At 54.1% G+C, this 15,878-nt stretch carries 10 protein-coding genes; 9 read left to right on the top strand and 1 reads right to left on the bottom strand.

Annotated features, from left to right (window positions below):
* The first annotated feature begins 96 nt into the window (after positions 1-96).
* Positions 97-2,070: a family 20 glycosylhydrolase gene (locus tag I6E40_RS06535; RefSeq protein WP_410897041.1), complete on the top strand. Its 1,974-nt coding sequence runs from the start codon at positions 97-99 to the stop codon at positions 2,068-2,070.
* Positions 2,071-2,192: 122 nt separating this feature from the next.
* On the opposite strand, the gene I6E40_RS06530 is transcribed toward I6E40_RS06535, so the two are convergent.
* The gene (locus I6E40_RS06530; RefSeq protein WP_235386236.1) at positions 2,193-2,348 is read right to left on the bottom strand and encodes a hypothetical protein; all 156 of its coding nucleotides are present in this window, start codon (positions 2,346-2,348) and stop codon (positions 2,193-2,195) included.
* A gap of 257 nt (positions 2,349-2,605) precedes the next feature.
* Here I6E40_RS06530 and I6E40_RS06525 point away from each other — a divergent pair, with 257 nt between their 5' ends.
* The 8 genes from I6E40_RS06525 (at position 2,606) to infB (ending at position 15,404) form a co-directional block, all read left to right on the top strand.
* Positions 2,606-4,441, top strand: coding sequence for an ABC transporter ATP-binding protein (locus I6E40_RS06525; protein WP_235386235.1), 1,836 nt, complete (start codon positions 2,606-2,608; stop codon positions 4,439-4,441).
* A 44-nt stretch (positions 4,442-4,485) separates the two neighbouring features.
* A complete protein-coding gene (locus I6E40_RS06520; RefSeq protein WP_235386234.1) occupies positions 4,486-6,405 on the top strand; it encodes an LTA synthase family protein in 1,920 nt (639 codons plus the stop codon).
* Between the two features lie 31 nt (positions 6,406-6,436).
* Complete coding sequence (locus I6E40_RS06515) at positions 6,437-7,474, top strand: NAD-dependent epimerase/dehydratase family protein (RefSeq protein WP_235386233.1); 1,038 nt, start codon at positions 6,437-6,439, stop codon at positions 7,472-7,474.
* A 92-nt stretch (positions 7,475-7,566) separates the two neighbouring features.
* Positions 7,567-8,535: a phosphatase PAP2 family protein gene (locus tag I6E40_RS06510; RefSeq protein WP_235386232.1), complete on the top strand. Its 969-nt coding sequence runs from the start codon at positions 7,567-7,569 to the stop codon at positions 8,533-8,535.
* Positions 8,536-8,819: 284 nt separating this feature from the next.
* Entirely contained in the window at positions 8,820-10,202 is a 1,383-nt protein-coding gene (locus I6E40_RS06505; RefSeq protein ID WP_235386231.1) for a C1 family peptidase, read from the top strand.
* A gap of 182 nt (positions 10,203-10,384) precedes the next feature.
* Complete coding sequence (gene rimP, locus I6E40_RS06500; RefSeq protein WP_235386230.1) at positions 10,385-10,852, top strand: ribosome assembly cofactor RimP; 468 nt, start codon at positions 10,385-10,387, stop codon at positions 10,850-10,852.
* 93 nt (positions 10,853-10,945) lie between these two features.
* Positions 10,946-12,337 (top strand): transcription termination factor NusA, encoded by a 1,392-nt coding sequence (nusA, locus tag I6E40_RS06495; RefSeq protein ID WP_235386229.1) that lies wholly within the window; start codon positions 10,946-10,948, stop codon positions 12,335-12,337.
* A gap of 214 nt (positions 12,338-12,551) precedes the next feature.
* Positions 12,552-15,404, top strand: a complete 2,853-nt coding sequence (infB, locus tag I6E40_RS06490) for a translation initiation factor IF-2 (protein WP_235386228.1) — start codon at positions 12,552-12,554, stop codon at positions 15,402-15,404.
* Positions 15,405-15,878: the final 474 nt, after the last annotated feature.

The following is a 15,878-nucleotide window of genomic DNA, read 5'->3' as shown; positions in this document are numbered from 1 at the left end:
TACCAAAAAGAAAAACACCTTTGTTAACCCCTTTTACTTTATCACTTTGAAATCATGTTTTGCTTAAAGAGACTTCTTTCTTGTGTGGTGCTGACCATGGCTTTTTCTGCCCTGCTTCATGCCGAGATTAATCCCAAACCGTTCGTAATTCCCGAACTGAAGACCTGGACGGGTGCCGAGGGAAAAGTCGTTCCTTCCGGTCGCATCGTGGTCAAGAGTTCCAAACTCCAAGGCGTGGCTCAAGCCCTCGCCGCAGACTATCAAGAGATGTTTGGCACCGCCCTGACAGTAGCAAAGGGAAGTGTGAAACCCGGCGACATCGTTTTGGAATTGAAGAAAGACCCGACTTTGGGAGATGAAGGCTACAAACTCCACGCCACATCCTCCATCCTCATTTCCGCCGCCACCGAAAAGGGCGCGTTCTGGGGAACCCGCACGTTGCTCCAACTCTCCGAACAGGCAGAAGACAGGGGCATTCCCTGTGGCACTGCAACCGACGTGCCGGAATATCGGCTTCGCGGATTCATGATTGACTGCGGCCGCAAGTTCATTCCGCTGGCATATCTGCAGAAACTGACGAAGATGCTTGCCTACTACAAGATGAACACGCTTCAGATTCACCTCAACGACAACGGCTTCCGCCAATTCTTCGGCGATGACTGGGACAAGACGCAGGCTGCCTTCCGCCTGGAATCTGAAACCTATCCCGGACTCACCGCAAAAGACGGCTCCTACTCCAAGAAGGAGTTCATCGACCTGCAAAAACTGGCTGAGAAGAATGGCGTGACCATCATTCCGGAGATAGACGTGCCCGCCCACTCCCTTGCCTTCACCCACTATAAGCCCGAAATCGGAAGCAAGGATTACGGCATGGATCACCTTGACCTCTTCAACCCCGAGACCTACACCTTCCTCGATGGGCTTTTCAAAGAGTATCTGGAAGGACCGAATCCCGTCTTCCGCGGCAAACGCGTGCACATCGGAACGGACGAATATTCCAACCGTGACACCGCCGTGGTCGAAAAGTTCCGCGCTTTCACTGACCGCTACATTCGTCTGGTGGAGAGTTACGGAAAACAGGCGGTCGTTTGGGGCGCACTCACCCACGCCAAAGGCAAAACACCGGTCAAATCAGAAAACGTGCTCATGCACATCTGGTACAACGGCTTTGCCAACCCCGCCGACATGAAAGAGCAAGGCTATCAACTCGTCAGCATTCCCGACGGCTATGTCTATATCGTGCCCGCCGCAGGTTACTACTACGACTATCTCAACACCGAATACCTCTACAACTCTTGGACTCCCGCCACCATCGGCAGTCAGAAGTTTGAAGAAAACGACCCCGCCATCGAAGGAGGTATGTTTGCCGTTTGGAACGACCACGCCGGCAATGGCATTTCCGTCAAAGACATCCACCACCGCATCTTCCCGGCTTTGCAGACGCTCGCCGTCAAATGCTGGAGCGGCAAAAACACTTCGCTGCCTTTCGCAGACTACAACACTCGCCGCCTCTCGCTGAGCGAAGCCCCCGGCGTGAACGAACAGGGACGCCTCGGCAAACCCGAAACTGTCGTCTTGAGTCGCGATGAGGTCAAAAGCGGCGAAACACTGAACGCAGAGGAAATTGGCTATAACTACTCCGTCTCCTTCAAAATCAACGGCGAAGAAGAAGCAAAAGGTACGGAACTCTTCCGCTCTGCCAACGCTGTCTTCTATCTTTCCGACCCGCGCAACGGTCTGCTCGGTTTTGAACGTGACGGCTATCTCAACACCTTCAACTATCGCGTGGAGAAGGGCAAAGAAGTCACCCTCACCATCGCCGGTAATAACAAGTCCGTGTCTCTCTTCGTCGATGGAAAACTGCGCGAAGAACTCGGTCCCAAAACGCTCTACGTGATTCGCGAAAGGAACTTGGCTAACTATCAGGTCGAAGGAGCCTACGCCACTTCCCCGAAGGTTTATGACCCATCCGACAAAATCTACTATCAGCGTACGCTCGTCTTCCCGCTTCGCCACGCCGGCAACTTCCGCAGCCGCATCACATCGCTGGAAGTGAAGCAGGCGGAATGACCCCAACAACTCCACATGGCGATGTGGCAGATGAAACACATTCCCGGAGAGGCTGTGTCGTAATTAAGGTTTACGGCGCAGCCTTTTCTCATAGCATCACCTCCCAAACTTTGACTCTCTCCTTAGGGCGCGTCACTTACCGCTCGGCGAACGGTAATTAACAAGTCGGCGGGAAGAAGTGACGAGACGGCGGGAAGGAGTGACGAAGCGGCGGGAAGGAACGATTCCACGCCGTCTGCAAACGCTATGTTTTTGACGAATGTAGATTTTGATGCCATTCAACTTCCGTGACGTCACCGAGGTGTCACGAGACCGCCAAAAGTCACCGTGCGTGGTGCGCAAACGACCATCGAATGAGCGTCAAACGACTGTCAAATGAACTTTTTCTGCTTTTCTCGCTTGAAAAACTCACTTCTTTCTTTCGTTTTTCTAAACTTTAGCATCTTTGTTGTATTTTTGCAACACTTAGGCACACAGCAAGAACATTTGCGGACTCCGTCTGAGCATCCCTCATCCACTTGAAACAGAGAAGCCAATGAAAAGCTTTTTCCGCGTCATGAGGCAGTTTGTGAAACCGTATAAACTCTATCTCTTCGGCTCACTCTTCTTCAACCTCTTTTCTGCCATCCTGAACGTCTTTTCCTTCATCTCCATCATTCCGATGCTGCAACTGCTCTTCGGAATCGACCAGAACAAATATGAATTCATTCCTTGGGGAGCCGCCGGAATGAGCATCAAAGACATCGTGGTGAACAACATGTATTGGTACACTACGGAGTTGATGAACACCTACGGCGCGGAATACACGCTCCTCATCATTGGCGTCTTCCTCGTGACAACGACGTTTCTCAAGACAGGATGCTATTTTGCTTCCGTCGCTGTCATGGTTCCGATGCGCACCGGCATCGTGCGCGACATCAGGACAAAGGTCTATCACAAAATCATCTCTCTCCCCTTGTCCTTCTTTTCCGACGAGAGAAAAGGTGACATCATTGCACGCATGAGCGGCGACGTGAACGAAATCGAAAACTCCATCACCGGCTCTTTGGACATGCTCATCAAGAACCCCATCTTGTTGATTTGCTACTTCAGCGTGCTCATCTACACCTCTTGGCAACTGACCGTCTTCACCATCGTCGTCCTCCCGCTGATGGGATGGATGATGGGACGCATCGGCAGAAAACTCAAACACCAGAGTCTCGACGCACAAAACAAATGGAGCGAGACCATGGCGCAACTGGAAGAAACGCTCGGCGGCATGCGCATCATCAAAGCCTTCACCGCTGAGCACAAAATGACAAACCGCTTTGACAAAGCCACCAACGAATTTCGCGACGCTTCCAACAGAGTCGCCATTCGTCAGTCCAGCGCCCACCCCGTCAGCGAGTTCCTCGGAACAACGCTCATCGTTTTGGTGCTGTGGTATGGCGGCACACTCATCTTCTCCGACCATTCCCCGATTGACGCACCGACGTTCATCTTCTACATGGTCATCCTCTACAGCATCATTCAACCGCTGAAAGATTTCTCAAAAGCGTCCTACAGCATCCCGAAAGGAATGGCGAGTCTGGAACGCGTCAACAAAATCCTCCACGCACCTAATCCCATCAAGAATCCTGCCCAGCCCGTCCACATCGACGGACTCAAAAACAGCATCGAATTCCGAAACGTCAGTTTTGAATATGCCGCAGGCAACCCCGTGCTGAACGACATCTGTCTGACCGTGCCGCGGGGCAAGACCATCGCACTCGTCGGACAGAGCGGCTCGGGAAAATCCACCCTCGTGGATCTCCTGCCGCGCTATCACGACGTGACCGGCGGGGAGATCTACATCGACGGAGTGAGCGTGAAGGACTTGGAGATTTCGGAACTACGCTCCCTCATCGGAAACGTGAACCAGGAGGCGATTCTCTTCAACGACTCTTTCTACAACAACATCACTTTCGGCGTCGAACACGCCACCATGGAACAGGTCATCGAAGCCGCCAAAATTGCCAACGCCCACGACTTCATCATGGAAAGCGAACACGGCTACGACACCAAGGTCGGCGACCGAGGCTGCCGACTCTCCGGCGGACAGCGTCAGCGCATCAGCATCGCACGCGCCATCCTCAAGAACCCTGCCATCTTGATTCTCGATGAAGCCACCTCTGCGCTCGACACCGAAAGCGAACGTCTCGTGCAGGAAGCCTTGGAGCGACTGATGAAGACACGCACCACCATTGCCATTGCCCACCGTCTCTCCACCATCCGCCACGCCGATGAAATCTGCGTGCTCTATGAGGGACGCATCGTGGAGCGCGGCTCCCACGAGGAACTCTTGGCACAAGGCGGCTACTACAAACGCCTCAACGACATGCAGCAACTCTGACCTGCGCAATTTTCGAGAGAACGCCCCATTAATTTCGAACCACCATGCGTTGGAAAACTCCTTTCAAAGACATTCTCCCACGAACGGCAAAAGGAAGGAAGAAGTCCGCGACACCACGAACGAGTGCGCCACTGACCATTCTCTCCTTTTTCTACCTCGCCACGACCCTGCTCTTCGTCGTGGCGAAGCCTTGTTTCGTGTGGGCTCAGTCGGCGAGCGTCCGGGAAGGCGTCAGCACGGCAGACCTGCTGCAGGTGATGTGGCACGGACTCGCGTTGGACCTCGCCACTGCCGGCTACGCCTCTGCCCCACTCTGGCTGCTGCTCGGCATCGCCATCTGGCTGCCTAAAACACACGTGCGCTATATATATAAGGTATATGCCCTCCTCGTTGCCCTCGTCTTTGGCTGCGTCGTGGTGGCTGATGCCTGCCTCTATGGTTTCTGGGGAACGAAACTTGACAGCACGGCGTGGAGCTATCTCGACAGCCCCACCGGTGCGCTGCAAAGCGTGACGGGTTGGTATCTCTGTGGCGTCGTGCTCGCCGTTTCAGTCACAGTTTTTCTTGCCGCGCGTCTGCTGCTCTGGGCTTTGAACCGTCGTTTGAAGCCGGTGCGCCACCGCCTCGCCCTCTCCGGTGTGTGGTTGCTGGTCGGCGGTCTCATTTTCCTCGGCATCCGCGGCGGCGTTGGAAAGAGCACCGCCAACGTCGGCATGGTCTATTTCAGCGACCGTCTCTTCCTCAACCACGCCGCCGTCAATCCTGCCTTCAGCCTGCTCTCCTCGCTGAAGAAAGCCAAGGCGGCGGAGCAGCGAATGGACTTCTTCCCCGCCGACACCTGTGCTGCGCTGTTTGCCGCGTTGGACTATAACACCCGCTCTGAAAACACGGAACGTCTGCTCCACACCACGCGCCCCAACGTCCTCATCGTGCTGATGGAAGGCTGCGGCGGTCAGTTCGTACATGCCGTGGACCCAAAGAGCGACCCGAACGTGACGCCCAATCTGAACCGCCTTGCTCACGAAGGCATCGTTTTCACCGAGTGCTACGCCAACTCCTACCGCACCGATCGCGGTACGGTCTGCACCTTCAGCGGCTACCCCTCCTTTCCCAATCTGAGCGTCATGAAACTCGCTGCCAAAGCGTCCAAACTGCCCTCCATCGCAGGGGCTCTGCGAGAAGCAGGCTACGACACCGAGTTCCTCTACGGCGGTGACATCAACTTCACGAACACCAACGGCTATCTCCTCTCAACCGGCTATCGGCGCACCACCGGCGACACCGGGTTCCCACCCGAAGCACGCCACACCCACGACTGGGGCGTCACCGACGCCATTGCCTTCGATTCGCTCTTCCAACGCATCATCCGACGACCGCAGCAGGAACCCTGGCACATCGGTTTTCTCACACTCGCCAGCCACGAGCCGTGGAAGGTGCCCTACTCCCGCCTGCCCCACGACGAGAAAGCCAATGCCTTCGCCTATCTGGACGACTGCATCGGACGCTTCGTGGAAAAACTGAAAAAAACGGAAGCGTGGAAAAACCTGCTCGTGATTTTCCTGCCCGACCACGGCATCAACTATCCCGAGGGGATTCCCGACAGCGACGAACGACGCTCGCACATTCCCATGATTTGGGTTGGCGGCGCCGTCAGCGCGCCCCGCGTTGTCTCCAAGATTTGCAACCAGACGGATCTGCCCGCCACCCTACTCGGACAGATGGACCTGCCGCACGATGCCTTCCGCTTCTCCCGCGACGTCATGAGTGCCACCTACCGAAACCCGTGTGCCGTGCACACTTGGAACGAGGGGATATATTTCAAGGACTCCACGGGCATCAGCGTTGTGAACCTGCTGACGAAGCCCACGAGCATCATCCGCGAAGCCCCGGCTCCCTCGCCCCGACGCTGTGACGCCGCCAAGGCTTTCCTGCAGACCTGCTACGACGACCTGCGGGGACTCTGACCTTCCAAACGGGAATCCTAATCTTCAAAAAATGGAACAAAAGAATAATCATGCAGATTCGCCACTGCTCGTGACGGGTGCTTCCGGCTTCATTGGCAGTTTCCTCGTGGAACGTGCCTTGGAAGAGGGGCGTGAAGTGTGGGCTGCCGTGCGCCGCACCAGTTCGCGCCGCTATCTCTCCGACCCGCGCATCCGCTTCATCGAACTCGACCTCGGCAACGACGAACGACTGAAGCAGCAACTGACGCAGCACCTGGAAGAACATGCTCCCTTCGGTGCGGTCATCCACGCTGCCGGTGCCACACGGGCTAAGGACGAGGAGGAGTTCTGTCGCATCAACGCCGAGGGAACGCTTCGCCTCGCACTGACGCTCCTGGAGACACAGGCGCTACAACCCAACGGGCGTTTTGTCTTCATCAGTTCGCTCAGCGTTTGCGGCGACATCCACGAACTGGACCGCGAACCGCTCCGACCCACCGACACGCCACTACCCAACACTGCCTACGGACGCTCCAAGCTGAAGGCGGAGCGAATGCTGGCGGAAGTGCCGGGACTGAACTATGTCGTGCTCCGTCCAACCGGCGTCTATGGTCCTCGCGAGAAAGACTACTTCCTCATGGCGAAAAGCATCAAACAACACGTGGACTTCGCCGTGGGCTTCAAGCCGCAGATTCTGACCTTCATCTATGTGCGCGACCTCGTGGAGGCAGCCTTCCTCGCCTTGAACCGCGGCAAGCGCGGCGCCATCTATCATCTCAGCGATGGACGGAACTACACCAGCCGCAGCTTCAGCGACCTGCTGCAATTGGAACTGGGCGTGAAGCGCGTTGTCCACATCGTCGCCCCGCTCTGGGTGCTCCGCATCGTCAGTTTCGCGGCAGACAAAATCGCCAGAGCCGCCAAGAAGACTTCCACGCTCAACCCCGACAAGTGTCGCATCATGAAGCAACGAAACTGGCAGTGCGACATCACCACCGCACGCAAAGAACTGAACTACCATCCCCAATGGCCCTTGACACGCGGAGTGAGGGAAGCCGTGGAATGGTACAAAAAAGAACATTGGTTGTGAAGGGAGGACTGCCCCATCAAACACCTCGTCCCCCCTTTTAGTCAAGTAAACAAAACTTTCCATGACCTCACCCAAAAAGACTAAACCTTTCCATGACCTCACCCAAAAAGACTAAACCCATCTGTCTGGAATGGCTCACGCTCGCCTACACGCTCTTCACCACCCTACTGATTGCGTGCTTCTGGACAGAAATGAAGAACCCGCTCCCCCTGCTTGAAGGGCGAGCCTTCATTGTCGGCGGCATGTGCCTGCTCTATCTCATCTATCGCGCCAAGCCCGGACGCTACACCCTCTTCCTCCGCTATCTCTTCCCACTCACCCTGCTGGGCTATTGGTATCCGGACACCTACGAGTTCTGCCAACTCTTTCCCAACCTTGACCACGTCTTCTCACAGGAGGAACTGACGCTCTTCGGTTGTCAGCCCTCCATCGTCTTCTCACAGTGGATGCCCTCAAAACTGTGGAGCGAACTCTTCCACCTTGGCTACTTCTCCTACTATCCGCTCATTTTCCTCACCATCCTCGAACCGTGGGCGACGAACCGCAAAGCGTTTGAACGCACCGCCTTCATCGTACTGGGGTCCTTCTTCCTCTACTATCTCATCTATCTCTTCCTGCCCGTCGCCGGTCCGCAATACTACTTCCAAGCCGTCGGCTTTGACCGCATCGAAGAGGGAGTGTTCCCGGCGTTGGGGGACTATTTCCGCACGCACTCTGATCTGGCACCTTCGCCCGGACCCGAAGGGTTCTTCCGCGGACTGGTCGAAAGCACGCAGGCTTCGGGCGAACGTCCCACCGCAGCCTTCCCTTCCTCCCACGTCGGGGTGAGCACGGTGCTGATGTTGCTGCTGTGGACGAACCGCCGATGCTTTTTCTTCCTCTCCCTGCCGTTCTACATCCTGCTCTGTGCAGCGACGGTCTATATTCAGGCGCACTATCTCATCGACGTCTTTGGAGGCTGGCTGACTGCCGTCGCCTTCTACTTCCTCTTCCAATGGACCTACAACCGCTTCTTCCGCGCCGATAACCCCTTCACCGGCACGGAACCCGTGGAGGAATGACGCTCGTCGGGACGGGTGGTCGGTTTGACGCTCGTCGGGGCGTGAGCCACGCCCCTTGCCGCTTGGCGCTCCCCGGCGTGCTTGCATCCGCCCTTCTCTCGTTTTCGCCCTCGGCATCCGCCCTTCTCTCTGCTTGAAGCGCGTGCCGCGCTTCAAGCAACAGCGACCCGCCTGCGGCGGAGTCTTCAATGAGGAATCCGCGGAAATCCGTCCAATCCGTTTTATTCGTGGTCTAAAAGCCAACACTAAAGCCAAAGCCACTTGAACCTTCAAAACTCAAAAACATGAATAGAATTCTCTTTTCCTTCTTGCTGGGCGGACTCGCGCTGACCGCAACCGCCCAAAGCGGAGGCATCTCATCTGAAATGCTGAACCGCATCCGTCAGGCGCATCCTGCCAACGTAGCACTCACCAACGCTCTCGCCGGCACAGCCATCAACCAACTCGCACTGAACCCGCGCAACGCCGAGGCGAACGACACCTACTTCTCCCACAAAGTGCCCTCCAAAGGCATCACCGACCAACAGAGTTCAGGACGCTGCTGGCTCTTCACCGGACTCAACGTCATGCGCGCTGCCATGATTGAGAAATATGGGCTCGGCTCCTTCCAGTTCTCACAGAGCTACTGCTTCTTCTACGACCAACTCGAAAAAGCCAACCTATTCCTTCAGGCAACCATTGACCTCGCCTCCAAACCCATGGACGACAAAACCGTCGAGTGGCTCTTCAAAAACCCGCTCTCCGACGGCGGCACCTTCTGCGGCGTGATTGACGTGGTGGGAAAATACGGACTCGTGCCCGATGAAATCATGCCCGAATCCTACAACGCCAACAACACCTCCCGCATGGCATCCATCCTCTCCTTGAAACTCCGCGAATACGGACTCACGCTGCGAGAAGCGGCTGCCAAAGGCGAGAAAAACGCCGCCCTCCAAAAACGCAAAGAAGAGATGCTCGGCACCATCTACCACATCCTCGAAATCTGCCTCGGATGCCCGCCGCAAGAGTTTGACTACACGCTGAAAGACGCAGCCGGAAAGCCCATCAGTACGAAGAAATACACGCCGAAGAGTTTCTATGAAGAATATGTCGGCAAAGACTTGAAGAACTCCTACGTCATGCTGATGAACGACCCGACAAGGCCCTATCACAAAACCTACACCATTGACCTCGACCGCCACTCCTACGACGGCGTGCAGTGGACCTACCTCAACCTGCCCGTTGAAGAAATCAAGCAAATGGCGATTGCAAGCATCAAAGACAGCACGATGATGTACTTCTCCTGCGACGTCGGCAAGATGCTGAACTCCAAAACCGGCGTGCTCTCCCTCAAGAACTATGACTACGAATCTCTCTTCGGCACCAACTTCCCGATGAACAAGGCAGACCGTATCCGCACCTTCGCCTCCGCATCCAGCCACGCCATGACACTCATGGCGGTGGACCTCGACGAAAACGACAAACCGAAGAAATGGATGGTCGAAAACTCCTGGGGAGCATCCAGCGGACACAACGGACACCTCATCATGACCGACGAGTGGTTTGACGAATACATGTTCCGCCTCGTGGTCGATAAGAAATACGTTCCTGCCGCCACGCTCAAACTGATGGAACAGAAACCCACAGTCCTGCCGGCTTGGGACCCGCTCTTCCGCAACGAAGACTAAGCATTCAGTTCTTCCTTTTCACTGCCGCCCGAACATCAAACGCTGTTTTTTATCACTTGACTCAAAAAAAATGTGGCGCGCAGTCTTCCCATCTTGAAAAAGTTCGTAATTTTGCAGCAACAAACTAAGTGAGGGGCTTTTGAAGTTCCTCACTTACTTATTTTCTTTACTACTTTTTTTGAATGATTGAAAAGAAACTTGTTGAAAGTCTGGTGAGCCAATGGCTCGAAGGAAAGAACTATTTCCTGACCGACTTGACCATCAGCGCGGACAACCGCATTGTGGTGGAAATCGACCAAGAGGACGGAGTGTGGATTGACGACTGCGTGGAACTCAGCCGCTTCATTGAAGGACACCTGAACCGAGACGAGGAAGACTTCGAACTGGAAGTGGGAAGCGCAGGCATCGGACAACCCTTCAAAGTGCTGCGACAGTATGAAATCCACTGCGGAGAACCCGTTGAAGTACTCACCAACGAAGGACAGAAGCTGAAGGGCGAACTCAAAGAGGTCTCTCCCGAAAACTTCATCCTCACCATCACCGAAAAAGTGAAACTTGAAGGCGAAAAACGTCCCAAAATGGTGGAACGCGACTTGACACTCGCCTTCAGCGAAGTGAAATGGACAAAACTCCTGATTGACTTCAAATGAGGTTCAAAGGGGTCTTGTCCTTCTTGCGTTTCTTTTGCACACGTGACGAGGCAACGCAAGAAACCCTACCGAAGAAAACAATACAATTAAAATATGGCTAAGAAAAAAACCGAAACGGCAAGCCTGATTGAGACTTTTGCCGAATTTAAGGAGAACAAAAACATTGACTACACCACGCTTGTGGGCGTTCTCGAAGAAAGCTTCCGCAACGTCATTGCAAAAATCTTCGGCTCTGACGAGAACTTTGACGTCATCGTGAACCCCGACAAGGGAGACTGCGAAATCTATCGCAACCGAGTGGTGGTCGCCGACGAAGAACTGACCGACCCGAACAAAGAAATCGCACTCAGCGAAGCACAGAAGATTGACCCTGACTACGAAGAAGGAGAAGAGGTCGCTGAGAAAATCAATTTCACAGACTTCGGACGACGCGCCATCCTCACTCTCCGCCAAACCTTGGCAAGCAAAGTTCTCGAACTCGAACACGATGCGCTCTACAACAAATACAAAGACCGCATCGGAGAACTCATTGCACCCGAGGTCTATCAGACCTGGAAGAGCGAGACGCTGCTCATGGACGAAGAGCGCAACGAACTCTATCTTCCCAAAAACCAACAAATCCCTCGCGACTTCTTCCACAAAGGTGACACCGTGCAGGCGGTCATTGAAAGAGTGGACAACATCAACGGAAAACCGAAAATCATTCTTTCCAGAACCTCTCCCACCTTCTTGCTGAGAATGCTCGAAAGAGACATCCCCGAAATCGCCGAGGGACTCATCAAAGTGAGAGCCGTTGCACGCATCCCGGGAGAAAGAGCCAAAATCGCAGTGGAAAGTTACGACGAACGAATTGACCCCGTCGGAGCATGCGTCGGAATCAAGGGAAGCAGAATCCACAACATCGTGCGAGAACTCAACAACGAAAACATTGACGTCATTCCCTTCACCAGCAACATCCGCCTCTTCATCCAGCGAGCACTCAATCCGGCACAAGTCTCCAGCATCAATCTCAACGAAGAAGAAAAGAAAGCTGAAGTCTATCTGAGACCCGAAGAAGTCAGCCTCGCCATCGGTAAAGGCGGTCTGAACATCAAACTCGCTTCCATGCTGACGGAATACACCATTGACGTCTTCCGCGAACTCAACGAGAACGAAGCCATTGAAGACATCTATCTCGACGAGTTTGCCGACGAAATCGACCAGTGGGTCATTGACGCCATCAAAAACATCGGACTTCAGACTGCAAAAGATGTGCTGAACGCACCGCGCGAAATGCTCATTGAAAAAGCAGACCTGGAAGAAGACACCGTGGACGAAGTTCTGAGAATCCTTCAAGCAGAGTTTGAAGACGAGACAAATGTCCACGAAAACGAAGAAGAACCCGCCGCAGAAACTGAAGCAGCAGAGGCTGACGAAGAACCGGAAGCAACAGAGGCTGACGAAGAACCGGAAGCAACAGAGGCTGACGAAGAGACGGAAGCCTGACACTGAAGAGACGGAGGCGGACAATGCCTCTCCCATTTGCCCGCCTGCCGTCACACACCATATTATATATACTAAACACAAAACAACGTCGCCGGAAATCCGGTCGCACGCTTAAGCGAGAGAAACCACAGCACCACGGCTAAACCGCCCGGACCGACTCCACAAGGGAATGTCACAAACAAGCGGGAAGAGGGGAAGCCACATACCAGCACGCATGAAAATCAGATTAAACAAAGCAATCAAGGAATTTGGTGTAGGATTTTCCACCGTCGCCGATTTTCTGAAAAAGAAAGGTCATCCCATTCAGGACGATGACCTCAACCAGAAGTTGGACGATGAGCAGTATGAACTGCTCAAAGAAGCCTTCGGCGCAGACAAAGATCTCAAAACCAAAGCCGAGGAGATGATGCAGAACCGGCAGAAGGACAAACGACCGGCTGCACCGAAACCCGCAAAACCGGAACCGGAAATGGTGGAGACAACCATTCCCGAGGAGCTGCGTCCGCGACTCGCACCGAAAGGAAAAATTGACCTCGATGCACTCAACGGCAAAAAGGAAGAACCCAAAGAACAGCCGAAAGAACAGCCGAAAGCGGAAGAAGTGAAAACGGAAGAAGTGAAAACGGAAACCCAGGTTCCGGAAACTCCGCAGGCTGAGGCACCGGCTCCGGAAACTCCGGCGGAAGAAACAAAGGCTGAAGCACCCGCTGCTGAGCCCGCTCCGCAGGAGCAACCACAACAGGAAGAGAAGAATGCCCCCAAACCGAAGAAACAACCGCTCACCGTTGAAGAAAGAGCAGCAAAAATCGGCACGGAAACCGACGGCATCTTCCGCCTCAACGCACCTGCCGACATTGACGGTCCGAAAGTGCTTGGCACCATCGACCTCAGTTCCATCAACTCCACCACACGTCCGAAGAAGAAAAGCAAAGAAGAACTCCGCAAACTGCGCGCCAAAGAAAAAGGACCTGCTGCCAACGGCGCACAAGGGGGACAAAAGAAAAAACGTGCCCGCATCAGCAACGAACGCGTGGACGTGAACAATCCCGGAAACATCAATGGTAACTCCGGAGGCAAGAAAGGTGGACAGTCCGGACAACAAAACGGACAAGGCGGAAAGAAACAGAAAGACAACCGCAAGAAGGTGGACATCAAAGCCGAGGTGTCCGAAGAAGACGTAGCAAAGCAGGTAAAAGAAACCCTGGCACGTCTGACCAACAAACAGAAAGGCGGCAAGGGAGCCAAATATCGCAAAGAAAAACGCGAAATGGTGCAAGCCCGTCAGGAGGAAGAACGCCGAGAAGCCAAAGCAGAAAGCAAAATCGTCAAACTGACGGAATTTGTGACTGCCAACGAACTGGCTCAGATGATGGACGTGCCCGTCACCAAAGTCATCTCCACCTGCATGAGCATTGGCATCATGGTCAGCATCAACCAGCGAATGGACGCCGAGACCATCGACCTTGTGGCAGAGGAGTTTGGTTTCAAAACAGAATATGTTTCTGCTGACGTGCAGGAAGCCATCGCCGAAGAAGAGGACAACCCCGAAGACCTCGAGCCTCGCGCCCCCATCGTCACCGTCATGGGACACGTGGACCACGGAAAGACCTCGCTGCTTGACCACATCCGCAAATCCAACGTCATCGCCGGTGAAGCAGGCGGCATCACGCAGCACATCGGTGCCTACAACGTCACACTCGACAACGGACGTCACATCACCTTCCTCGACACTCCGGGTCACGAAGCCTTCACCGCCATGCGTGCTCGCGGTGCTCAAGTGACCGACATTGCCATCATCATCATCGCTGCCGACGATGACATCATGCCGCAGACGAAGGAAGCCATCAGCCACGCCGTTGCCGCCAACGTGCCCATCGTCTTCGCCATCAACAAAGTCGATAAACCCCACGCCAATCCCGACAAAATCAAGGAGGGACTCGCTGCCATGAACTTCCTCGTTGAAGAGTGGGGCGGTAAATATCAGAGCCAAGACATCTCTGCCAAGAAAGGCACAGGAGTGAACGAACTCCTCGAGAAAGTGCTCCTCGAAGCAGACATGCTCGAACTCAAAGCCAACCCCAACCGAAAAGCCACAGGAACCATCATCGAGTCTTCACTCGACAAGGGACGCGGCTACGTGGCGACTTTGCTCGTTTCCAACGGTACGCTCCACCAAGGTGACGTTGTCCTCGCCGGAACAAACTACGGTCGCATCAAGGCGCTCTTCAACGAACGCGGACAGCGCATTCAAGAAGTCGGACCTTCCATGGCTGCCACGCTGCTCGGATTCAACGGAGCACCGCAGGCTGGCGACCAGTTCCACGTGATGGACACCGAACAGGAAGCCCGAGAAATCGCCAACAAGCGTGAACAACTGCAGCGCGAGCAAGACCTCCGAACCCGCGAAGTACTCACGCTTGAGAAGATTGGCAAGCGTCTCAAAATGGGCTCTTACCACGAACTCAACCTCATCGTCAAAGCTGACGTGGACGGTTCCGTTGAAGCTCTCGCAGACTCCTTCATCAAACTCTCCACGGAGAACATTGTCATCAAAGTCATCTACAAAGGCGTCGGACAAATCAGCGAAAACGATGTCACACTCGCTGCAGCCTCAGAAGCCATCATCGTTGGATTCCAAGTGCGCCCCTCACAGCAGGCACGCAAACTGGCTGAACGCGACGGTGTTGAAATTCGCCAATACTCCGTCATCTACGACGCCATCGAGGACGTCAAGGAAGCCATGGAGGGTATGCTTGAACCCGTCATCAAGGAAGAAGTCACTGCCAACATCGAAGTGCGTCAGGTTTACCACATCTCCAAGGTGGGCTATGTAGCCGGCGCCTACGTCATCGACGGAAAGGTGAAACGCTCCGACAAGGCGCGCCTCATCCGCGACGGCATCGTCATCTTCACCGGAGAAATCAACGCCTTGAAGCGTTTCAAGGACGACGTCAAGGAGGTGACCACGAACTTCGAGTGTGGTATCTCCCTCACCAACTGCAACGACATCAAGGAAGGCGACTTAATCGAAACCTTCCAGGAAGTTGAAGTCAAGCAGAAACTCTGAGTCTTTGCTGAGGCGAAAATCAAAACAACTTTTCGCTCTCAGGATTGATTTGACAATCCATCAACCTCAAAATGAAGCGGGCTGTTCAACCACAGTCCGCTTCAAACTTCTTAGGCATGTACTGCAAATTAGGGGAGAGTTCATTTTTGAGTATGGCTGTCCGCTAAACCACAAAAGGGTGAGTCCGAATTTTTATAGAACACCCCTCAACAAAATCCAACAATTTTGAGCGTTTTTTCGGCGATTAGGCATTAACATTTTTAACCTTCGGGAACACTTTCCTCCTCCTAATTTTGCCTACTCGGCGCGTAGTTTTACTTAGGAGCGCACCTAAGTGAAATTAGAAGAAGGGAAATTAAAATTAGAAGAAGGCAAATTTTTCCCAGGTGCGCTCCTAAAATCCCCGATTTTAAAGGGAAAGTGACGAAAAAAGGGGGGAGCCGAGGCTCCTCCCATATCTCTGTACAAATATAA

Source organism: Prevotellamassilia timonensis, assembly GCF_021531665.1.
Taxonomy (GTDB): Bacteria; Bacteroidota; Bacteroidia; order Bacteroidales; family Bacteroidaceae; genus Alloprevotella.
Note: the sequence above shows the minus strand (reverse complement) of the source record. Positions and strands in the feature narration are given on the sequence as shown.

Bases quoted from the DNA above. Each gene is read 5' to 3' on its own strand.
- I6E40_RS06535 (WP_410897041.1), top strand. From the start codon at position 97: ATGGCTTTTTCTGCCCTGCTTCATGCCGAGATTAATCCCAAACCGTTC.
- I6E40_RS06530 (WP_235386236.1), bottom strand. From the start codon at position 2,348: ATGGCATCAAAATCTACATTCGTCAAAAACATAGCGTTTGCAGACGGC.
- I6E40_RS06525 (WP_235386235.1), top strand. From the start codon at position 2,606: ATGAAAAGCTTTTTCCGCGTCATGAGGCAGTTTGTGAAACCGTATAAA.
- I6E40_RS06520 (WP_235386234.1), top strand. From the start codon at position 4,486: ATGCGTTGGAAAACTCCTTTCAAAGACATTCTCCCACGAACGGCAAAA.
- I6E40_RS06515 (WP_235386233.1), top strand. From the start codon at position 6,437: ATGGAACAAAAGAATAATCATGCAGATTCGCCACTGCTCGTGACGGGT.
- I6E40_RS06510 (WP_235386232.1), top strand. From the start codon at position 7,567: ATGACCTCACCCAAAAAGACTAAACCCATCTGTCTGGAATGGCTCACG.
- I6E40_RS06505 (WP_235386231.1), top strand. From the start codon at position 8,820: ATGAATAGAATTCTCTTTTCCTTCTTGCTGGGCGGACTCGCGCTGACC.
- rimP (WP_235386230.1), top strand. From the start codon at position 10,385: ATGATTGAAAAGAAACTTGTTGAAAGTCTGGTGAGCCAATGGCTCGAA.
- nusA (WP_235386229.1), top strand. From the start codon at position 10,946: ATGGCTAAGAAAAAAACCGAAACGGCAAGCCTGATTGAGACTTTTGCC.
- infB (WP_235386228.1), top strand. From the start codon at position 12,552: ATGAAAATCAGATTAAACAAAGCAATCAAGGAATTTGGTGTAGGATTT.